The 20,194-nt window shown below is 52.4% G+C and carries 19 protein-coding genes; 14 read left to right on the top strand and 5 right to left on the bottom strand.

Going from position 1 to position 20,194, the window contains the following annotated elements:
• Positions 1 to 20 precede the first annotated feature (20 nt).
• The 3 genes from parE to JRJ22_RS17670 all read left to right on the top strand — a co-directional run bounded on the left by parE (position 21) and on the right by JRJ22_RS17670 (position 5,472).
• Positions 21 to 2,003 carry a DNA topoisomerase IV subunit B gene (parE, locus tag JRJ22_RS17680; protein ID WP_206100765.1) on the top strand — a complete coding sequence of 661 codons (1,983 nt, stop codon included), beginning with the start codon at positions 21 to 23 and terminating at the stop codon, positions 2,001 to 2,003.
• 377 nt (positions 2,004 to 2,380) lie between these two features.
• Complete coding sequence (gene gyrA, locus JRJ22_RS17675; RefSeq protein ID WP_206100764.1) at positions 2,381 to 4,822, top strand: DNA gyrase subunit A; 2,442 nt, start codon at positions 2,381 to 2,383, stop codon at positions 4,820 to 4,822.
• A gap of 218 nt (positions 4,823 to 5,040) precedes the next feature.
• On the top strand, positions 5,041 to 5,472 hold the full coding sequence (locus tag JRJ22_RS17670; protein WP_206100763.1) for a MarR family winged helix-turn-helix transcriptional regulator: 432 nt from the start codon (positions 5,041 to 5,043) through the stop codon (positions 5,470 to 5,472).
• 58 nt (positions 5,473 to 5,530) lie between these two features.
• On the opposite strand, the gene JRJ22_RS17665 is transcribed toward JRJ22_RS17670, so the two are convergent.
• Positions 5,531 to 6,277 carry an RluA family pseudouridine synthase gene (locus JRJ22_RS17665; RefSeq protein ID WP_232380877.1) on the bottom strand — a complete coding sequence of 249 codons (747 nt, stop codon included), beginning with the start codon at positions 6,275 to 6,277 and terminating at the stop codon, positions 5,531 to 5,533.
• A 3-nt stretch (positions 6,278 to 6,280) separates the two neighbouring features.
• Positions 6,281 to 7,144 (bottom strand): class I SAM-dependent methyltransferase, encoded by an 864-nt coding sequence (locus tag JRJ22_RS17660; RefSeq protein ID WP_206100762.1) that lies wholly within the window; start codon positions 7,142 to 7,144, stop codon positions 6,281 to 6,283.
• Between the two features lie 241 nt (positions 7,145 to 7,385).
• Between JRJ22_RS17660 and JRJ22_RS17655 the strand changes: the two genes are divergently transcribed.
• The 5 genes from JRJ22_RS17655 (at position 7,386) to JRJ22_RS17635 (ending at position 10,595) form a co-directional block, all read left to right on the top strand.
• Positions 7,386 to 8,249, top strand: a complete 864-nt coding sequence (locus JRJ22_RS17655; protein WP_232381202.1) for a helix-turn-helix domain-containing protein — start codon at positions 7,386 to 7,388, stop codon at positions 8,247 to 8,249.
• Positions 8,250 to 8,346: 97 nt separating this feature from the next.
• On the top strand, positions 8,347 to 8,712 hold the full coding sequence (locus JRJ22_RS17650) for a VOC family protein (RefSeq protein WP_206100760.1): 366 nt from the start codon (positions 8,347 to 8,349) through the stop codon (positions 8,710 to 8,712).
• Positions 8,713 to 8,908: 196 nt separating this feature from the next.
• Entirely contained in the window at positions 8,909 to 9,361 is a 453-nt protein-coding gene (locus tag JRJ22_RS17645) for a flavodoxin (RefSeq protein WP_206100759.1), read from the top strand.
• An 83-nt stretch (positions 9,362 to 9,444) separates the two neighbouring features.
• Positions 9,445 to 10,143, top strand: coding sequence for a hypothetical protein (locus JRJ22_RS17640; protein ID WP_206100758.1), 699 nt, complete (start codon positions 9,445 to 9,447; stop codon positions 10,141 to 10,143).
• Between the two features lie 68 nt (positions 10,144 to 10,211).
• Positions 10,212 to 10,595 carry a winged helix-turn-helix transcriptional regulator gene (locus JRJ22_RS17635; RefSeq protein WP_206100757.1) on the top strand — a complete coding sequence of 128 codons (384 nt, stop codon included), beginning with the start codon at positions 10,212 to 10,214 and terminating at the stop codon, positions 10,593 to 10,595.
• A gap of 49 nt (positions 10,596 to 10,644) precedes the next feature.
• Here the strand turns inward: JRJ22_RS17635 and JRJ22_RS17630 are convergent, their stop codons facing one another.
• The 3 genes from JRJ22_RS17630 to JRJ22_RS17620 form a co-directional block, all read right to left on the bottom strand.
• Positions 10,645 to 11,715, bottom strand: a complete 1,071-nt coding sequence (locus JRJ22_RS17630) for an SDR family oxidoreductase (protein ID WP_206100756.1) — start codon at positions 11,713 to 11,715, stop codon at positions 10,645 to 10,647.
• Between the two features lie 226 nt (positions 11,716 to 11,941).
• A complete protein-coding gene (locus tag JRJ22_RS17625; RefSeq protein WP_206100755.1) occupies positions 11,942 to 12,793 on the bottom strand; it encodes a GNAT family N-acetyltransferase in 852 nt (283 codons plus the stop codon).
• 67 nt (positions 12,794 to 12,860) lie between these two features.
• Positions 12,861 to 13,154, bottom strand: a complete 294-nt coding sequence (locus tag JRJ22_RS17620; protein ID WP_206100754.1) for a GNAT family N-acetyltransferase — start codon at positions 13,152 to 13,154, stop codon at positions 12,861 to 12,863.
• A 210-nt stretch (positions 13,155 to 13,364) separates the two neighbouring features.
• Between JRJ22_RS17620 and JRJ22_RS17615 the strand changes: the two genes are divergently transcribed.
• The 6 genes from JRJ22_RS17615 (at position 13,365) to JRJ22_RS17590 (ending at position 20,188) form a co-directional block, all read left to right on the top strand.
• The gene (locus JRJ22_RS17615; RefSeq protein WP_206100753.1) at positions 13,365 to 14,267 is read left to right on the top strand and encodes an ArsR/SmtB family transcription factor; all 903 of its coding nucleotides are present in this window, start codon (positions 13,365 to 13,367) and stop codon (positions 14,265 to 14,267) included.
• 247 nt (positions 14,268 to 14,514) lie between these two features.
• Positions 14,515 to 16,278, top strand: coding sequence for an ABC transporter substrate-binding protein (locus JRJ22_RS17610; RefSeq protein WP_206100752.1), 1,764 nt, complete (start codon positions 14,515 to 14,517; stop codon positions 16,276 to 16,278).
• A gap of 61 nt (positions 16,279 to 16,339) precedes the next feature.
• Positions 16,340 to 17,293 (top strand): ABC transporter permease, encoded by a 954-nt coding sequence (locus tag JRJ22_RS17605; protein ID WP_206100751.1) that lies wholly within the window; start codon positions 16,340 to 16,342, stop codon positions 17,291 to 17,293.
• A 16-nt stretch (positions 17,294 to 17,309) separates the two neighbouring features.
• The gene (gene opp4C, locus JRJ22_RS17600) at positions 17,310 to 18,233 is read left to right on the top strand and encodes an oligopeptide ABC transporter permease (RefSeq protein WP_206100750.1); all 924 of its coding nucleotides are present in this window, start codon (positions 17,310 to 17,312) and stop codon (positions 18,231 to 18,233) included.
• Between the two features lie 13 nt (positions 18,234 to 18,246).
• The gene (locus JRJ22_RS17595) at positions 18,247 to 19,230 is read left to right on the top strand and encodes an ABC transporter ATP-binding protein (RefSeq protein WP_206100749.1); all 984 of its coding nucleotides are present in this window, start codon (positions 18,247 to 18,249) and stop codon (positions 19,228 to 19,230) included.
• Positions 19,223 to 20,188: an ABC transporter ATP-binding protein gene (locus JRJ22_RS17590; RefSeq protein ID WP_206100748.1), complete on the top strand. Its 966-nt coding sequence runs from the start codon at positions 19,223 to 19,225 to the stop codon at positions 20,186 to 20,188. The genes JRJ22_RS17595 and JRJ22_RS17590 overlap by 8 nt, the downstream gene beginning before the upstream one ends.
• Positions 20,189 to 20,194 lie beyond the last annotated feature (6 nt).

Raw genomic sequence — 20,194 nt, 5'->3', positions numbered from 1 at the left:
ACAAAGAAGGAGGAGCATGAATGCTCGAACAGATCGATATGTTTGCAAAAGTCTCTAAGAACGGCGAATCAGGCCGGACTGGATACGATGCTGACGACATTCAGGTGCTCGAAGGTCTGGTTGCGGTCCGCAAACGGCCCGGCATGTATATCGGAAGTACGAGTTCCTCGGGACTGCACCATCTAGTATGGGAAATCGTGGATAACGCCGTTGATGAGCATTTAGCCAAATTTTGTTCCAAAATTGATATTACCTTGCGTAAGGATGGTTCAGTTACAGTAATTGATAACGGGCGGGGCATCCCGACCGGAATGCATAAGACAGGTGTGCCAACCCCTCAGGTTGTCTTTACAATCCTGCATGCGGGCGGCAAATTCGGCGGTTCCGGCTACAAAAAATCGGGCGGTCTGCACGGCGTAGGTGCTTCCGTGACCAATGCACTGTCCGAGTGGCTGGAAGTCGAAATTTACCGTGACGGCAAAATCCACCGCCAGCGCTTCGAATACTGGGTGGATAAAGCCGGCAAGGAGCATGTCGGCGAGCCAGTAACCGGCCTTGAGATTCTCGGGAATACGAATAAGACCGGTTCGAAGATTACCTTCAAGCCGGATATTCGCGTCTTTGCAAATGGCATTGCCTTGAACTATGACACCCTGGCAGAGCGGGTACAGGAAATTGCCTTCCTGAACTCGGGACTGCGTATTAACATTAGCGATGAGCGCAGCGGCCGTCAGGATGAATATTTCTATGAAGGCGGAGCCAGCCAATTCGTGCAGTTCCTGAATGAAGGCAAGGATACCCTGCATGATGTGATCCATTTCAGTTCGGAGAAGGATGACATCGAGGTTGAAGTGGCCTTGCAGTATAACGCCGGATACACAGAAACGCTGGCCTCCTTCGTGAACTCTATTCCTACCCGCAGCGGTGGGACACATGAGACAGGTTTCAAGACGGCGTATACACGTGTGCTGAATGACTACGCACGCCGGACACAGCTGCTGAAGGAAAAGGACAAGAACCTTGAAGGCAATGACCTGCGCGAAGGCATGATGGCCGTAATCAGCGTGAAGATGTCCGAGGTGGAATTTGTCGGCCAGACGAAGGATCAGCTCGGCAGCGCCTCTGCCCGCAGCGCCGTCGATTATATCGTGTCCGAGAATATGGCCCGGTTCCTGGAGGAGAATCCCCAGGTGGCGCAGAGTCTGCTGAAGAAGTCCATTCAGGCTTCCAAGGCGCGGGAAGCGGCCCGTAAGGCCCGCGATGAAATCCGCAGCGGCAAGAAGCGCAGTGAAAGCTCTAATCTCGGCGGCAAGCTGTCCCCGGCACAGTCTAAGGACGTTACGCGTACCGAACTGTTTATCGTCGAAGGGGATTCCGCCGGAGGATCGGCCAAGCAGGGCCGCGACTCCAAGATTCAGGCTATTCTGCCGCTAAAGGGCAAGCCGATGAATCCGGAAAAAGCCAAGCTGCTTGATATCCTAAAGAACGATGAATACAAAGCCATTATTTCAGCAATTGGTGCAGGGATCGGCCCGGATTTTGCCGTGGAAGACAGCAATTATTCCAAGATTATTATTATGACCGATGCCGATACGGACGGAGCGCATATTCAAGTGCTGCTGCTGACCTTCTTCTACCGCTACATGAAGCCGCTGATCGATGCCGGGAAGGTCTTTATCGCCCAGCCTCCGCTGTATAAGCTGACGCGCAAATCAGGCAAGCTCGAAACGGTGCGTTACGCCTGGAGCGACGAGGAGCTGCAGAATTACCTGAAGGAATTCGGCAAAAACTTTGAGCTGCAGCGTTATAAAGGACTCGGGGAAATGAACCCGGATCAGCTGTGGGAAACGACGATGAATACCGATACCCGCACGCTGCTCCAGGTGCAGATTGAGGATGCCGCCAAAGCGGAGCGCCGTGTCTCTACCCTGATGGGTGACAAAGTCGACCCGCGCAAGCGCTGGATTGTCGAGAACGTCGATTTTACGGAATTTGTGGAGTAGGGCAGGGCAGGGATTTAGATCTCTTGGCTGAACTTATGGCGGCTTACAGCCCAGCGGGCCAAATGCATGCCGCTGATTCTATACGGCATGCAGCTTTTAGCGGAAGTGACGAATACTTCCGTTTCTAAAGAGCTTGGTGATTAGAGGAACAGAGGGGAATTTTGGAACTGTAGGAGCGTTAGCGACCGCCTAAAAGCTTTCCTTGGAAAGCTCGCTTCGGAAGCATAAGCAGTCTGCGGATTTCCACCGCGAACAGCGGTATACAATCAAGAAATCTGCAGACAACAGCGGCCGGAAGTCCAAACATTCTCCGGAGTGACGGTCAGATCACCACACGCTTTTGAATCAGATAGATTGAGGAACAGAAGGTGAGCCAAGTGAGCAGTTTATCAGAACAATTTTCGCCGGCTTTTCTGGAAGAGGTCGTCGGTGACCGCTTTGGCCGGTATTCTAAATATATCATTCAGGACCGGGCAATCCCCGATGTGCGGGACGGGCTGAAGCCCGTGCAGCGCCGGATTCTGTACGCCATGTACGACTCCGGTAATACCCCGGACAAGCCATACCGCAAATCGGCCAAAACCGTAGGGGACGTAATGGGGAATTATCATCCCCATGGAGACTCATCCATCTATGACGGTATGGTCCGTATGGCGCAGCCCTGGAAGATGGGGCATGTGCTTGTAGACGGGCATGGTAACTGGGGATCCATGGACGATGACCCGGCGGCAGCGATGCGCTATACGGAAGCCCGCCTGTCACCAATCGCCCTGGAGATGATGCGTGACATTGAGAAGCGGACTGTGCTGTTCAAAGACAACTTTGACAACACCGCGAAGGAGCCGGTAGTTGTCCCTTCACGGTATCCGAATCTTCTGGTTAACGGCACGAGCGGAATTTCTGCCGGCTTTGCTACGGAGATTCCGCCGCATAATCTGCGTGAGGTTATCGACGCCTGCATCGCCGTGATGCAGAAGCCGGACATCGAACTGGAAGACATCATGACCTTTATCAAAGGCCCTGATTTCCCGACTGGCGGGACAATTATGGGCGGTGACGGAATCATTGATGCCTACCGCACCGGCAAAGGCCGGATCTACCTGCGCTCCAAGACCGAGATCGAGAATCTGCGCGGCGGCAAGCAGCAGATTGTCATTACCGAGGTGCCGTTCCAGATCGTGAAATCGCGTCTTGTTACCTCGATGGAGAATATCCGTTTGGAGAAGAAGATCGACGGTATCGCAGAAGTGCGGGACGAGAGCGGCCGGGATGGCCTGCGTATTGTGGTAGAACTGAAGAAGGAAGCGGATGCTCAAGGTGTTCTGGCTTACCTGCTCAAGAAAACCGATCTGCAGGTTACTTATAACTTCAACATGGTGGCGATCGTCAACAAGGCGCCGCAGCAGCTCGGGCTCAAAGCGATCCTGGAGGCTTATATCGCCCACCAGCGGGAAGTTGTTACCCGCCGCACCCAGTTTGACCTGGAGCGTGCAGAAGACCGTGCTCATGTCCTCGAAGGGCTGGTCAAGGCGCTCAACATTCTGGATGAAGTTATTGCAGCGATTAAGGCTTCCAAGAACCGCCAGGATGCCCAGAATAACCTGGTCTGGATGTTTGGCTTCAGTGAACGTCAGGCTGATTCCATCCTTACCTTGCAGCTGTATCGTCTGACGAACCTGGAGATTCACTCGCTCCAGAAGGAATTGGACGAAATGATGGCCCGGATTGCCACGCTGCGCGGCATTCTCGACAGTGACAAGAAGCTGGTGGCCGTTATCCGCAAGGAATTACTTGAGATCCGCGACAAATACGGCATCGACCGCCGCTCGTTGATTCAAGGCGAGGTCGAAGAGCTGAAAGTCAGCCTCGAAGTGCTGGTTAACGCAGAGGATGTCCTGGTGGCGCTGTCAGCTGACGGTTATATCAAACGCACCAGCATGCTGTCCTTTACACGATCAGGCGGCGAACGGCATGCTTCGGGCGTTAAGGAAGGCGATCATATCGTCAAGCTGCTCGATCTGAATACCCGGGACAGCCTGCTTATCTTTACCCGCAAGGGCCAGTACTTCCTGCTGCCGGTTCACCAGATACCGGAATTCAAGTGGAAAGAGCCGGGGACTGCGGTCGTTAACGTCATTGGTCTGGCTAAAGGCGACAGCATCGTCAGTGTACTGCCGGCCCCGAATCTGGAAGATCCGAATGCCAGTCTTGTATTCGTCACCCGCAAGGGCCAGGTGAAGCGTACGGAGCTCAAGGAGTACTCTACCAGCCGTTCCGGAGCTGTTGCGGCCTGCAAGGTCGCTGAAGGTGACGAGATCATTACAGTGGCGCTGAGCAGCGGAGACAAGGACATTGTACTTGTGACCCGCGAAGGGATGAGCATCCGTTTCAAAGAAAATGAAGTGAACCCGATGGGCCGTGTGGCCAGCGGGGTAAGAGGCATTCAGCTGCGCGAGGGCGATGAAGTAGTATCCTGCTTCTGGGTCAGTGAAGATGAGGGAGAGATTCTCGCCGTCACGGACATCGGTTATGCCAAGCGTACCCTGCTGGTGGATTATCCTTCACAGAGCCGCGGAGGCAAGGGCATGCCGACCTTCGAGTTCAAGGAAGGCAAGCGTGTCCGGCCGAACGGCAGCCGGATCGCAGGCGCATTCCACTGCAAGGAACCGCTGGAACTTATCGCAATAACCCGCGATGGACTTGTACACACCCTCTCTTCAGAAGCTGCACCGCTGAGTGAGCGGCGTTCTACAGGCAAACAGCTGGTTCCTGTGGAGAAGAAGGATGAGATCCTTACGCTTTACCCGGCGATTAAATAATCCGGATCAACACACATAGATATAAACCCCAAACGGCGTGTGCGGCCGCTCTCTAAGAGCTGGCTGCCGCGCCGTTTTAAATGACTCAGAACTAACTACTCCCTGGTAACGGAGGACTGTAACACATTTTTATTTTTTTCTTTTGCAGGAAATGGAATTTTTTTCTCGAAAATGTAGGTATACCGGATAGAGATCCGCAGGGAAAGGAAGGAATACGTGTGCACTCCTCTGAATTCAGTAAAATCTGGCATAAAATATTGAAAGACTATAAACTACATATGGACAGCAAGCTTGCCCCTACACTGACGGATGCCCAGCTCACCGTACTGGAACTGCTTCAGGAACGTGACTCAATGAAACCTTCTGATCTGGCTCCGCATCTGGCAACTAGCCCGGCAGCGGTAACTATGCTCCTAGACCGGATGGAGAAAAACGGACTGATTGTCCGTGAACGTGATGCCGGTGACCGGCGGATCGTATGGGTTAGTATTACGGAGGTCGGGAAGAGGGAGACTGAACGGGGCCTCAAGATCCGCAGTGATTTTTTTGCCGAAGCGCTTGACCCGATTTCGTCTCATAACCAGCAGCTGCTGCTTTATCTAATGGGCAAGATGGCGGTTGCTCCGGCACCCGAAGGTTCTACGCCGTAATTACAATGATCTGAAATCTTGAACAGAATGAATTCCTATAAAAAAAGCAGGTCATCCGTCAGCGGATGGCCTGCTTTTGCAATTGCTGGGGCCACAGACTCCAGGGATGGGTCTGGGGCGGTAATGAAATCAGTTCGATATCGTCTTTGGTTACCGGATGCGGAAAGCCGACGAGTGATGACCAGAGGGCGATTTGCTGGCCCGGTCTGTTCACGGCGGAGCCGTATTTCTGGTCGCCGAACAGCGGGCAGCCGATGCCGCTCAGCTGCACCCGGATCTGATGTGAGCGTCCGGTCAGCAGATCGATCTTCAGCAGGCTGAAGCCCTCAGCACTGCCAAGAACCGTATAGTCAAGAATCGCTTCCTTGCCGCCGGGTGTACCTTTGCGGACAATGGTGACGGTGTTGCTCTTGGCGTCCTTCAGCAGCGTATTGACCAGGCGTCCTTGGGAAGCGGAAGGCTTGCCGTGGACAACGGTCAGATAGACCTTACGGAAGGCGTGGGTACGGACACTCTCGGAGAGCCGGGAAGCCGCCTTGGAGGTTTTGGCGAAGATCATCGCGCCGCCTACAGGACGGTCCAGCCGGTGAACGAGGCCCATATATACATTGCCGGGCTTATTATAACGTTCCTTCACATCTTCTTTGAGCAGGGTCAGCAGATCGGGATCCCCGGTTGCATCTTCCTGCACGGGAATATTAACGGGCTTTACAATGCCTAACAGGTGATTGTCTTCAAACAATACCTCGAAGCGGGATTGTCCGCGGTACGGCTCTTCACCAGCGCCGCCATGCTGCATATTCATGGCTTACGCCTCCCAGCGGCCCAAAATTCCGCAAGGCAGGTTCATGCCGGAGGAAGTGATCGGCAGGCCGATTTCACCGGAAGTCAGCTTGCCGCCGTAACGTTTGCCCATGGTCATGGAGAGCATATTCCGCAGAACGGTCGGCGAGATGCCTGTTGTATAGGAATTGATCAGCATGAAGAGCGGTCTGTCACTCATGATTTCCATACAGCTTTCGAGGAACGGATAGAGGCTGGATTCCAGCTTCCACATTTCGCCTCCCGGGCCGCGGCCGTAAGAAGGCGGATCCATAATGATTGCATCATATTTGCTGCCCCGGCGCTGCTCGCGCTGCACAAATTTGAATACATCGTCCGTAATGAAGCGGACCGGACGTTCGCCGAGTCCGGACAGCTGGATATTTTCCTTCGCCCATTGAACCATGCCTTTGGCTGCATCCACATGTACGACCGAAGCTCCCGCACTGGCTGCTGCCACAGTTGCTCCGCCGGTATAAGCGAACAGGTTGAGTACAGAGATCGGACGGTTCGCTCCGGCGATCTTGTCCATCATCCAGCTCCAGTTAGCCGCCTGTTCGGGGAATAAGCCCGTATGCTTGAAGTTGGTCGGACGCAGGTGGAATTTCAGCTTACCATAGCTGATCTTCCAGTCGTCCGGAATCGTTTTTTTCATTTCCCATTGTCCGCCGCCGGCGGAGCTGCGGTGATAATGTCCGTGCACATCGCGCCACTTGGCTGTCTCACTTGCCAGGGGCCAGATAATTTGCGGGTCCGGGCGGCGCAGGATAATATCGCCCCAGCGTTCCAGCTTTTCTCCGCCTCCGGTATCGATAACTTCGTAGTCTTTCCAATCGCCTGCTATATACATCTTTTATCCATCCTTCAAAAAATTCATTTAGCCTTTATTGTACAACATTTAACCCGGAGGCTACAAACAAAAAGGTTGCAAAGCTGCGACTATTCTCAGTCTGTCCATACTAAGTCTGGTACATAATATTTCCAAATATACAGGGGAGATTTTTTAGAACGCCCGTCATCTGGCGCTGCCGTCATGGATTGTGTATGATCAGGAGTAGTTGAATAACGGGGAAAGCGGAGGCGGAATCGTGATGTATAACCTTGCAAAGCTATATTACCCGATAACGGCAAGACCGGATGGAGCCGGAGAGTTCACTCCATGCAAGGCGCTGCAGCCGTATATCCGCTGTTTCTGGGGTACTACTGGAGGGCCGGACGGTCAGACTAGGGAGCTTACAGCTCAGCCGGACACGCTGCCTGGCCCGCTGACAACCCGGGAGATGATTATACCTGACACCTGTATGGACATCATCTGGGAGTGGGATGCGGCAACAGGCGAAGCCGGAGGTATCTTTTGCGGGATTAATGATACGCCGTTTGAAGTGGAAGCATCGGGGATGGCAGAACCAAGGGTACGCTTTGCCATCCGTTTTCATTTCTGGGCGGTGCATCTGTTTGCGGATGATCATCTGAAGGATGTGCTGAACTATAGCGGTGAAGTGGATCAATACTTCCGGTCGTTCCGCAGGGAATTAGGCGACAGGCTACCCGGAACCCGGACGCTTGGGGATCGCATTGCGGCGGCTGAGCATTATCTGCTGCGACGGCTGGACCAGGCGCGAATGAGCAATAACGGACTGATGAATGCAATACATACCATTTTGCACCATAAAGGAGTCGTGGCGGCAAGCGGACTGGAGAGCAGTACAGGCCTGAGCAGCCGCCAGCTTGAACGGCTGTTCCGGGAGTATATCGGGATCTCGCCCAAAAAAACAGCTGATCTCGTACGGTTTCAGAATGTATGGCTGAATTTATGCCATCCATCACCGCATATCCGGAATGTTCAGGATCTGGTTTATGCATATGGTTACAGCCACCAATCACATTTAAACAACAGCTTCAAGAGATATGCAGGCCGGACTCCGCTGGAAGCTTTGGCGTATGCACGGCAGTGAATGTCGTTTTTTTGCAATACAAAGAATCCGGCAGCAGGTAAACTATCTACAATAGCCGGTGTCCGGCTTACATCACAGTAAGAAAGAGGGGACCTTAATGATATCTGCTTTTGAAGGCATCAATCTGTACACTAAGGATACAGCGGCACTTGCAGCATTTTATGCAGAGATTCTGGGGATTCCGGTTCCGTTTGAGGGATTCGGTAATAGTGACGGGGCTAAGATCGGCTTTGAACGCGGTGTGCCGGGCCTGATCATCTGGGACGAGAATAAGTGGGGCAAGCATACGACTGGCGTCGTTAATCTGGTGTTCTCCTGCAGCAGCCTTGATGAAACTTATGAAGAACTTAAAGCCAGAGGACTGGATTGTCAGCCGCCGGTTACGATGGAGTATGGGGGCAAGGAAATGAATTTCCGTGATCCGGACGGCAACGGGATCACCTTGCTGGAAGGCGCCTATTAAACTTGTTGTTAAACTGCCTGATAAATGGTTCAGGGGAGAAAAGCGGACATTAGCCAGAAGGATGGCTACTATCCGCCTTTTTTAATGTTGACAATGAGAATCATTATCAAATAGAATGAGGATAGCAAAGCATGGTTTCGTTTACGAGGTGGAATCATGACTATACTTCATGTTTATCTTGGGGAGGACGGAATAAATGGCTAAGGTGCTTGTGGCATACGCCAGCTTGACCGGTAATACGGAAGAGATCGCTGAACTGATTGCTGAAGGGATACGCGAGGCGGGCGGAGAAGCTGTTTTGAAATCGGTGACCGACTGCAACGCGGTTGAGATAATGAATTATGAGGCTGTATTGTTGGGCGCATATACTTGGGGTGACGGTGAGCTGCCGGATGAATTCCTCGACTTCTACGAAGAGCTGGATGAGCTGGATCTGTCTGCCTACAAGGCAGCTGCCTTCGGAAGCGGGGACACCGGATATTCGATCTATTGCGGGGCGGTGGACCAGATTGAAGCGAAGCTGAAGGAGCGCGGAGCTGAGATCGTTCAGGCCAGCCTGAAGATTGAATACGGGCCGAATGCTGCGGAAAAAGAGGCCTGCCGGGATTTCGGGCGCCAATTTACCGAGACCTGCGCGGCGGTTTCCTAAAGATGGGCGGAGCGGCAGGAAACTTGGCGGAGGGAAGAACATCCCTACCTGTTATACAATATACACGGCTGAATGATTTTCGGATGGAGCACATCATGCTGGGCGGGTCGGCAGTACCGGACAGCGGAGCTGCAGCCACCGGACTCCCGCGCTGGAGGCAGCAGGTGCAGTATGCTATTGGCCACACGCTTAACGATTTCTACAGTCTGCAGCCTGAAGTGCGCCGGGAAACGCCTATTCAATTTCTGCTTGAACGTCGCTGGCCGCCTAAGGGGAATGCTTTTCCGTCGCTGATGCATTATTGGGATGTGAAGACTGCGGTGGGCGATGAGCTGATGCGGATTGCACCATGCAATCACATCCGAGAAATACCGGTAATGCTTTATGAGCAGTGGCATATTCCGGTCCCGGAGCTGGCTATTGAGCTGGCGATGATCTTTCAGCTGGTCTGGAATTCAGAGGTTAGCGGACGCTGCCTGAACATACAGAAATTCATGGTGTCCGGCAACGAGGAGGTGATCACCGGATTTCTGCATATGGCCAACGTATTTTGCCATAAGGCCTATGGAGAACCGGCGGAAACGATTGAAATCTATTCGCTGATGGATGGACGGAGGCATATATTCGATGGTGCCGGTGTGCCGCTTGCCGAATCCCTGGATTACGTGCGTCTGCTGTCCGTGTTCTTAACCCAGGAGGATTCGGCGGACCAGAAGGTAAGTGTCGGGGACCGCAGGAATGAGAAGAGCGAAGCTTCCTTCGGCGGATTCGGCCTGATGTAATCCGGATGTTTTGTGCTTGCCAATAGGGCGGAGGAGAGATAAGGTAGTGGCAGGAGGTGCCTGAACCAATGCCTGAACCGATCAAAACCTTTAATACCGCGGTTGAAGCAACGCTTGAAGTAATCGGAGGGAAGTGGAAGCCGGTTATTCTTTTCTTCCTTACCTTTGGCAAGAAACGCAATGGGGAGCTTATGGCCCTGATGCCAGCCGTTACACAGAAAGTGCTGACACAGCAGCTGCGCGAATTGGAGGCCGATGGTGTTATTCAGCGGATTTCTTACAATGTAGTTCCCCCGAGAGTAGAGTACGAGTTGACCGAATACGGATGGAGTCTGCGGGACATTCTTCACCTGCTGTGCAGGTGGGGAGATTCCCATATTGAACGGACTTATGGCGATAAGGCCATTGTGTTGTCCGAACGCGAATGGATGAACAAGACAGCCGGTCTCTGAATATAGAGACCGGCTGTCTTTCTGCAATCTAAGGATGTCTGGAAGGGGATTATGGGATGATTTTGCGTTCGCGCAGGAGATCGAAGATTTCCTTGAACATGAGCTCCGTACCTATGAAGTCATGGAAGCCGGCACGGCGCGCCTTGCTGCTGTCCGCAAAAAAATCGTAATCCCAGGAGAAGACAAAATCCCCGAATGCCCAGGAAGAAACACTCTGGTAGCTATTCGGAATCAAATCGTATTTTTTAAGCATTGTGTCCCACAACGCCTCTTTATCCTTCATGACAACAGACAATGACATCTGAAGCGGCGGTGCTGTTTCCAGCTCAAAGTAGGCGGCTATTTTTGGCCACAGCTCGTCCCAGCGGAAGAGGTCGCCATTCGTAATGTTGAAAGCCTGATTGGCACAGCGCTCATCGGTGGCGGCCCACACGGTTGCTTTGGCCAGCAGCCCGGCGTCGGTCATCTCCAGCAGGCTGTGATAAGCTCCAGGTTTGCCGGGAAAGCGCAAAGGGATGCCAAGTTCTTTTGACATAGAAGCATAGACAGCAATGACCATGGCTAGGTTCATGGGATTCCCCAATGCGACTCCACATACGACGGAAGGGCGCAGCGCAGACCAAGTCCATTGTTTCCCTGCCTGCCGCTGTTCAAGGAAGTTCTGCTGATCTATATTGAATTCAGGCGGCATATGATTGGCGTCTGTTTCCCGGGCCGGGGTTTTGAATGGTCCCAGATGCGCGCCATATACTTTATAGCCTTGCATCAGACTGATGTGCTGAAGTCCGCGCGCTGCCGGTTCAACGGCTTCAACTACATTGACCAGCATGGCGAGGTTCGGGGGTACTAGCTCTGCCCATGTAGGACGGTCCTGATAGGCTGCGTAGAAGATATGCGTCACTTCCATAAGGCTCCCAAGCTTTTGCCGGGTATCCAAGGCATCCAGCAGATCGGCGGAAATATAACGGATACGGTCCGTATTATCACCGCCCCGGCGTGACACACCGATAATGTCCCATTCCGGCAGAGTAACCAGATGCTCGATCAGATTGCTGCCGATGACCCCGCCGGCCCCGATCACGAGGGCCGTTTTGCGCATTGCTGTTTCCTGCTGATTCATACAATTGTTCCTCCCTTTGTGTGCTGGCTTCCTCTGCATTATGAGTCTCTGTACACAGGATGAACAGTACGCACTTTGAAGTCATATAGGAACCTTGAAGTAACATAGGCATGCTCATTGCTTGGATAAGGCAGCAAAAAAAAGCCCCTCAGCTCAGCAGGAACTGCCAAGAAAAAGGGGCCATGACTATTATTCCAAAACTCAATTTCGAAAAAAAACCTTGGGATCAGCCGGTATACCGGTAGTAGTCCTGCTTGTTCAAAATCACGAAACCGCAGCTTTCATACAGCTTCAGCGCATTGGGGTTATCAAGCGCCACCTCCAGGTTCACGCCATTGTAATTACGGCGCTCCCGTTCAATGGTCTGCTGCAGTGCGCTGCGTCCGATTCCGAGCCCGCGCAGCTTCCTATCTACGGTGAAGCCGTAAATCCAAGTCTCGTTATTCTCGGTCCACAGCCGCATCTTCCCGGCAGGCTGTCCGTTCATTTCGATCATAATGTGCTCCTGCAATGCTTCGTGCTGCTGCTGTTCAAACATTTCCGCAGCATCCTCCTGCGTCATGTTAAACCCTTCACGGTCCAGCTCGATGAGAATATGAGCCTCGCCTTCACGTACAGGACGCAGGATTACAGTTCCAGCCGCAGAGCTTGCTTCAGCTGAACCCTGCGGCACAGCTGCCGCATCCCATTTCATCTGGTATTCGGCATGATTAAATACGAGCGGCAAGGTCTTCAGAAAGCCGGAAGCAGACAGCGAGGCGGCCGGAGCATTCAAGAGCAGTGTCGTTATATTGTTCCGCTTGATAATCGTCTGTGCCCGCTCCCAGAGCGAGGTAAAGATTTCTCTGCGGCGGTAGCCCGGGCGGACCATCCCGCATACTTCCATCTCGCCGCCGAAGCCATATAAACCAATAAAGCCAACCAGCACATCTTCTTCGTAAGTCACCAGCCACTCTGCTCCACCGGCTTCCGGGGAGTGGCGCAGCATATCCCAATTCAGCTTCAGCGATATGCCTTCGTATTGTTCGCAGCGTTGCTGCAATTCTTCTATATCCTTTAAAGTATCAGCAGTAGTCAATCCGTTTCCTCCTCGAGTTAGAGCGAACTCTTATAGTTTCATATTCCTCAAGGAAACGGGCGCGGTCCTAAGACGAGCTTCCGTCTCCGCTGAGGACATCACCATACTCTTTATGCCGTTCAAATTGTTTGGCAGCATAAGGGCATTCCGGGATGATTTTGACGCCGGCTTCACGGGCCTTGTCCACGACTGCCCGAACCAGCTTCTCGCCTGTACCTTGCCCGCGCAGGTCTTCAGAGACATAGGTATGGTCAACGATCCAATTCCCTGTCGCCTCTTCCAGCCTGTATGTAATTTCAGCAAGGTCTTTTCCGTCACCAGCAATATACAAACGGCTTTCTCCCTGTTCAATTTGATCCATATCCTTCACTCCTGCCTTCTTGTAGTTCCTTTATTTTACTACCCTGATTTGGAAAAAGCGAGAAAACGCGCAAAGGCGGCTGGCAATAAGTTATAATAACTAGCCTCCAAGGACTATGGAAATGGAATTACTTGCGCATCCTCCGCTATTTGTCCTAAGATTAAGACACTAACGCTGTAGCGAAAAGAAGTTGCATCAGGAGGAATGTCAGTGGAATATGAGGTTGAAGTGCAATTCAAGCCGGTATATGAATTAGTGAGCAGCATACATACGTTTATCTGTAAGAAATCCAATAAAAAAATCGATCTGGGAACGGCCTGGGCCAGTGAAGTTGCCAAGGGTCTCAGCGGTGAGCTCTTGTCTGCCCTGGAAGGGACGGAGCTCGGGAATGACTGGAAGCTGCTTAATCTGCTGATTTATTGTTGTCCGGCCAAAGAGAGTGTAGAGAGTGTGCTGGACTGGCTGGAGAACCTGTCTGTAGGGGATATGTATGAGACGCTTGCCGCTTATGTCAGCGTGTTTCCTGCTCACATGGAACAATTCCGCAGCCGCTCACTGTTTCTGTTAACCGAATGGAACCGGCAGTATTTCAGCAGCAGCGACCCTGAGATTCTGACCCGGCTGCAGCATCACGCAGGTGAGCGGAATTTGGAGCTGCAGGGAAATCAGACCTCTAATTTTGTGAATACGACGACTAACGGTTTCTATTTTCTGCCGGTAGACGGGCTGCGCAGGCTGGTGCTGATTCCGCAGTTTCATTTTCAGCCCGCCAATATTATTTATAGCTACGGCTCCCTTACCATTTGCTATTATGCGGCCCGAATATCTGTTACTGACGAAGAGCTTTCCCCATTTATGTACAGGGCGATCCGCAGTCTGGGTGAAAAAAGCCGGCTGAAAATCCTCCAGTCACTCGGCGGTGAACGCAGATCCTTTACGGAAATCGCCAAAATGGCCGGAATCTCCAAAGGGATTGTTCATGACCATATTTTTAGTCTCCGCTGCGCCGGTTTGCTTAATGCCTATATCGAAGGGGAGAATGTTACCGCCTACAGCCTGCGTCTTGAAGGAATTCACCGGATGAATGAACTGCTCTTTGATTATTTGAAATAAACTCCAAGATTACAAAACAATACAATATACTAAAACATAAAGCTGAGATTTTCTCTGGAATTGGAGAATGTTTTGGCTTTTTTTTGCTATAAAAGATAATTATAACTTCTGTTAAAAAAGAATTTTTTTGCTGTTCTCTCTTTACAGAACAGGTTTTACTTTCTATAATGTGAACTATCGGCCTTTATTCACACTTAGTGGGTAGGAATTATGGTATTTATTATACGGAGAGAAGAGAGATGATTGTATGAGAAAAAGCACGATTTTATTGTCCTCGTTATTACTTGTAGGTTCCCTGCTGCTTACGGCCTGCTCTAACAACAGCAATACGAATAACGCTGCGGCAACAGGTAATTCAGTAACGGCTACAGCTGCGGCGGATGGTGCAACGGGTTCTGCGGCTTCGTCATCACCGGCACCGGTTCCGGCAGGGGCGCTAAGTGAGCCTTATACGGCATCTGACTTGTCAAAGCTTCCGGCAGCCGCCCAGAAGCGGACAGACACGATTATCGTCGGCCTTACCGATCCAAGCGGGGCGTTTACTCCTTATTTCCAGGAAAGCGGCTATGACGGCAACGTATCTTCACTGCTGTATGCTTCACTGGTGACGGTAGATGAGAAGGGTGTGCCGATCCCCGAGCTTGCTGAGAGCTGGGAAGTTTCGGAGGATCAGCTTACATACACGTTCCATTTGCGCAAGGACCTGAAATTCAGCGACGGCTCGCCGCTTACAGCGGATGATGTAGCTTTTACGTGGACGATTCAATACGACAAAGCCTATGACGGCGGTTCCTCGCTGCCTACGCTGAATGTGAAGGGCGGCCAGGCTTATAAAGAGGGTAAGGCCACAACCATTGACGGTATCAAGGTGATTAATCCGCAGACGATCTCCGTCACACTGGAAAAACCAAATGCGACGGCGCTGGTAGTTCTCGGTTCTAACGTGCTATCCAAGGCGTACTACGGCAAAGATTATAAGTTTGGCTCACTGGAGTACATCAAGAAGCTGCATGAGAAACCGCTCGGCGACGGCCCTTACAAGCTGGAGAAATTCATTCCCGGCCAGGAAGTCCGTCTGGTAGCCAATGAGAATTACTTCAAAGGCAAACCCAAGACAGAGCATTTCATCTACAAAACCTCTGAGGGTGATGTGTGGCAGTTCCTGGAGACCGGAGAGGTCGATTATGCTTCCTTCAGTGCAACAGAAGAGAATATCGAGAAGCTGAAGGCGCTCGGCTATGTCAACATTCTTCCCTATACCCCAAGCACCTACGGCTACATGCAGGTCAATCTGAAGCATGAGCAGCTGAAGGATAAGCTGGTCAGACAGGCGATTATGTATGGTCTTGACCGTCAGAGCATCTATGTGGATGCCCAGCAGGGGGCCGGTTCAATTGCCAACATTCCGGCTTCGCCAATCTCCTGGGCTTATACAGAAGAAGGTATCAATCCGTATAAATACGATCCGGAAAAAGCCAAACAGCTGCTGGATGAAGCAGGCTGGACGGTTGGTGCGAACGGTATCCGCGAAAAAGACGGCAAGCCGTTTTCGATTCACTATCTCGGCTCGAAGAGCAAGAACACCGATATATTCATCGCGGTAGCCAAAGAAAACTTTGCGGCGCTCGGCATCGACTTCCAGCCTGAAGTGTTCGCTGACTTCAACTCGCTGGTCTCCAAGGTAGAAGGCGGAGATTATGATCTCGTTTCTTTCTCCACCAGTATGCTGACTGATCCGGCAGACGGCTTCATGCAGTTCTTCGACGGAGAAATTACCGACTATGAGAACCCGAAATTCCTGGAGCTGTACAACAAAGCCCTGGCAACCAGCGATATTGAAGAGCGCAAGGCGGTCTATAAAGAGCTCTATCAGCTCTTTAACGATGAACTTCCGATTCTCTTCACCAGCTATAAGAAAACAGTTTACGCCTACAATGGACGCATTCAGAACCTTTCGGTCAGCCCGTTCATCGGACTCGCCGGCAGCCTGCCGGAATGGACGCTGAAATAATGACTACTTCGTCTCCTGCCCGGTACTTATGGGGAGGAGACGAATCCTTAAGGAGCGGATCATGAGTACTTATCTGACTAAAAGACTGCTGTATATGCTGATTATTCTATTTGCGGCGTCACTGCTGATTTTCTGCCTGTATGCACTAACTCCCGGGGACTTCATTACGGGAAACATCAAGCTGACGGCGGAGCGCAAAGCAGAGCTGCGGGAAATTTACGGGCTTAATAAACCGGTATTGGAGCGTTACGGCCTCTGGATGAAAAATGCGTTTCACGGGGATTTCGGAACTTCGCTTGCCCAGCAGAAGCCGGTGCTTCAGCTGTTTGGCGATTATATCTGGAATTCTTTTTTGCTGGCTGCCGTTTCAACCTTTCTGACCTGGGTGATCGCGGTGATTGTCGGCGTTGTTTCGGCGTATAAGCAATATTCCTGGTTCGACACGCTGGTGATGGTGGCGATCTTTGCCGCGATGTCGCTGCCGTCGTTTTTTATCGGCCTGTTCCTGATCAAGATACTGGCTGTGGACCTTAAATGGCTCCCGCCGGGAGGGATGATTACTACTGGAAGCAATGCAACCGGTCTTGCCTATCTCAACGAAGTAGTACGTCATATGACGCTGCCTGTAGTCGTCATGGTTCTGCTGGGTTTAGGTTCACTGACACGGTATTTCCGCAGCAACATGATCGATGTGCTTCAGCAGGATTATATCCGCACGGCCCGGGCAAAGGGGCTTAAGGAGCGGAAGGTGCTGTTCACCCACGCGCTGCGCAATGCGCTGCTGCCGGCGATTACCCTGGTGGGCTTCGAGCTGCCCGCGCTGTTCGGCGGGTCGCTGATTATCGAGCAGATCTTTAACTGGCCGGGCATCGGCCAATTGTATATGAAGTCCTTCGGGCTTAGGGATTATCCTTTGCTGATGGGCTTTACAATGTTTATTGCCATTCTGACCGTCATCGGAACGCTGTTCTCGGATATTCTGTACCGGGTAGCCGATCCGCGGGTCCGGTTGTAGTGAGGAGGGTACCGCTTTGGCTGCTGACAGCAAGTTAACTAAGCTCCATAGGCCGCAGATTAAGCTGCAGAAATCCTCCCTGTTCCGGCAATCGCTGGGGAGGCTAATGCACAATAAGCTTGCTGTTTCAGGTTTTGGGGTCGTTGTTTTTATGTTTGTGCTTTGTTTTATCGGACCGTTCTTTTCACCCTATACGGATAACAAAATTAATATGGCGATGATGAATAAGGCGCCGAATCTTACACACTGGCTGGGAACGGATGCACTGGGCCGGGATATTCTGACCCGTGTAATGCAGGCAGGACGCATCTCGCTTACAGTCGGGCTGGCCTCCATGGTACTGTCGGTGTTTCTCGGTGCACTGCTGGGTGCAATTGCCGGGTATTACCGCGGTTTGGCGGACCAGATAATCATGCGGGTCGCCGATCTGCTGATGACGATTCCAGGCCTTCCGCTGCTGTTCATCTTTGGCGCACTGCTGTCCGAATGGAAGATACCGACGGATTACCGGATGTATATTGTAATGCTCATGCTCAGCATCGTGAACTGGCCGGGACTGGCCCGGATGGTCAGAGGGCAGATGCTCAGCCTGCGGGAACGCGAATTCATGCAGGCAGCCGTAGTGCTTGGACTCCGTGACCGGCGGAAGCTGTTTGGCCACCTGCTGCCGAACATTGTGCCGCTCCTGATTGTAATGGCTACGCTGAATATCGGCGGGGCAATTCTTAGTGAATCGGTGCTCAGCTTCTTCGGCCTGGGCGTCATGCCGCCGACGCCAACCTGGGGGAACATGATTGATGCGGCGAATAATATGATCGATTTCCAGGACCATCCGTGGCTATGGATTCCGCCCGGACTGTCGATTTTCGCTACGGTGATTGCGATTAACATATTTGGTGACGGCCTCAGAGACGTGCTTGATCCTAAACAGAAGAGGTAGGTGCCATCATCTCATGAAGGAGATCATGAAATTAGACGGTCTCAGTACCGTGTTCTTCACCGAAGAAGGAAAAGTGAGAGCTGTCGATGATATCAGCTTCCGGGTACGCGAAGGGGAAACGGTCTGTATTGTCGGGGAATCCGGCTGCGGCAAAAGTGTAACCGCCATGTCGATTATGGGCCTGGTGGAAGAGCCCGGCGGGAAAGTTAGCGGAGGAAGCATCGATTTTCTCGGAGAGGATCTATTGCGGCTGGACAAAAATTCGCTGCGGGCGATCCGCGGCCATGAAATCGCTATGATTTTTCAGGAGCCGATGTCTTCATTGAATCCGGTCATTAAGATTGGTGAGCAGATTATGGAGCCGCTGATTGTTCACCAGAAAATGAAGAAAAAAGCAGCCCGGCAGCGGGCGGTCGAGCTGATCTCGCAGGTGGGGATTTCCCGCGCTGAACAGATTGCTGACAGCTATCCCCATGAGCTGAGCGGCGGGATGCTGCAGCGGATCATGATCGCCATCGCGATCTCCTGCAGTCCCAAGCTGCTGATTGCCGACGAGCCGACTACGGCCCTTGATGTGACAATTCAGGCACAAATTCTCGACATGCTGCGTGAGTTCAAGGAGAGCTCCGGGATGTCGATGATGCTGATTACCCATGATCTGGGGGTGGTGGCGGAGATGGCCGATTACGTTATTGTGATGTATTCCGGCAAAATCGTTGAGGAAGGCGAAGTGGTCCAGCTGTTTCAGAACCCCAAGCATCCGTATACTCGGGGCTTGCTGAAATCTAAGCCCGTAATGGGGCAGCGCCGGGATGAGCTGTATTCCATTCCGGGCCAGGTGCCGAATCCGCTGGAGCTTGAACCTTCCTGCTATTTCCACGACCGCTGTGAACATTGCATGCCGGTCTGCCGGACCCGCCAGCCTGAGCTGAAGGAGGTCAGCGGCGGGCAAAAAGCAGCCTGCTGGCTGTATGAGGAGGCGGAAGTGCATGTCTGAGGCACTGCTTGAAGTCAATCATCTCAAGAAGTATTTTCCGGTTACCCAGGGCCTGCTGGGCCGGACAGTCGGACATGTCAAAGCGGTGGACGATATCAGCATCCGGCTCGCGCCGGGCGAAACCTTCGGCCTGGTCGGTGAATCCGGCAGCGGCAAGAGCACGGTCGGACGGACGATCCTGCGGCTGACCGAGAAAACAGATGGGCAAGTGAAATTCAAGGGCGTGGACATTCATAACCTGTCACCTTCCGAAATGCGGCTCCTGCGTCCCCGGATGCAGCTGATCTTTCAGGATCCCCACAGTGCGCTTAATCCGCGGGTCCGGGTGGGTGACGCCATTGGAGAAGCACTGCTTGATCATGGGCTGTGCCCGAAATCAGAGGTCCGTGGACTGGTACTGGAAGCGCTGGAAGCCTGCGGGCTATCGTCCTATCATATCGACCGCTTTCCGCATGAGTTCTCCGGAGGACAACGCCAGCGTATCGGGATCGCCCGTGCTCTTATTCTGAATCCGGACCTGATTATCGCCGATGAGCCGGTTTCAGCGCTGGATGTATCGATTCAGGCCCAGGTTATTAACCTGTTCAGCAAGCTGCAGCAGAGGAAAGGGCTGACTTATTTATTCATATCCCATGATCTCAGTGTAGTGGAGCATTTGTGCTCCAGGATTGGCGTGATGTATCTCGGTTCGATGGTGGAAACAGCAGCCAGGGACGAACTGTTCCGTCAGCCGCTGCATCCCTATACGAAGGCACTGCTTTCCGCGGTTCCGGTGCCGATACCGAAGCTGAAGCGGGAACGGATTGTCCTGAAGGGGGATATTCCAAGCCCGGCGAATCCGCCTTCCGGCTGCAAATTTCACACCCGCTGTCCCTTTGCAGAGGATGTATGTGCAGCGGAAATTCCGGTCTTCCGCGATGCGGGCGGCGGCCACTTTGTAGCCTGTCATTTAGCATAATTTATT

The organism is Paenibacillus tianjinensis (assembly GCF_017086365.1).
GTDB classification, from domain to species: Bacteria; Bacillota; Bacilli; order Paenibacillales; family Paenibacillaceae; genus Paenibacillus_AQ; species Paenibacillus_AQ tianjinensis.
This window is presented reverse-complemented; position numbering and strand designations above follow the sequence as displayed.

Coding starts and splice junctions, on each gene's coding strand:
- parE (WP_206100765.1), top strand. CDS start 21: ATGCTCGAACAGATCGATATGTTTGCAAAAGTCTCTAAGAACGGCGAA.
- JRJ22_RS17665 (WP_232380877.1), bottom strand. CDS start 6,277: ATGAATATGCAGCATGGCGGCGCTGGTGAAGAGCCGTACCGCGGACAA.
- JRJ22_RS17660 (WP_206100762.1), bottom strand. CDS start 7,144: ATGTATATAGCAGGCGATTGGAAAGACTACGAAGTTATCGATACCGGA.
- JRJ22_RS17655 (WP_232381202.1), top strand. CDS start 7,386: ATGTATAACCTTGCAAAGCTATATTACCCGATAACGGCAAGACCGGAT.
- JRJ22_RS17650 (WP_206100760.1), top strand. CDS start 8,347: ATGATATCTGCTTTTGAAGGCATCAATCTGTACACTAAGGATACAGCG.
- JRJ22_RS17645 (WP_206100759.1), top strand. CDS start 8,909: ATGGCTAAGGTGCTTGTGGCATACGCCAGCTTGACCGGTAATACGGAA.
- JRJ22_RS17640 (WP_206100758.1), top strand. CDS start 9,445: ATGGAGCACATCATGCTGGGCGGGTCGGCAGTACCGGACAGCGGAGCT.
- JRJ22_RS17635 (WP_206100757.1), top strand. CDS start 10,212: ATGCCTGAACCGATCAAAACCTTTAATACCGCGGTTGAAGCAACGCTT.
- JRJ22_RS17630 (WP_206100756.1), bottom strand. CDS start 11,715: ATGAATCAGCAGGAAACAGCAATGCGCAAAACGGCCCTCGTGATCGGG.
- JRJ22_RS17620 (WP_206100754.1), bottom strand. CDS start 13,154: ATGGATCAAATTGAACAGGGAGAAAGCCGTTTGTATATTGCTGGTGAC.
- JRJ22_RS17610 (WP_206100752.1), top strand. CDS start 14,515: ATGAGAAAAAGCACGATTTTATTGTCCTCGTTATTACTTGTAGGTTCC.
- JRJ22_RS17605 (WP_206100751.1), top strand. CDS start 16,340: ATGAGTACTTATCTGACTAAAAGACTGCTGTATATGCTGATTATTCTA.
- JRJ22_RS17595 (WP_206100749.1), top strand. CDS start 18,247: ATGAAGGAGATCATGAAATTAGACGGTCTCAGTACCGTGTTCTTCACC.
- JRJ22_RS17590 (WP_206100748.1), top strand. CDS start 19,223: ATGTCTGAGGCACTGCTTGAAGTCAATCATCTCAAGAAGTATTTTCCG.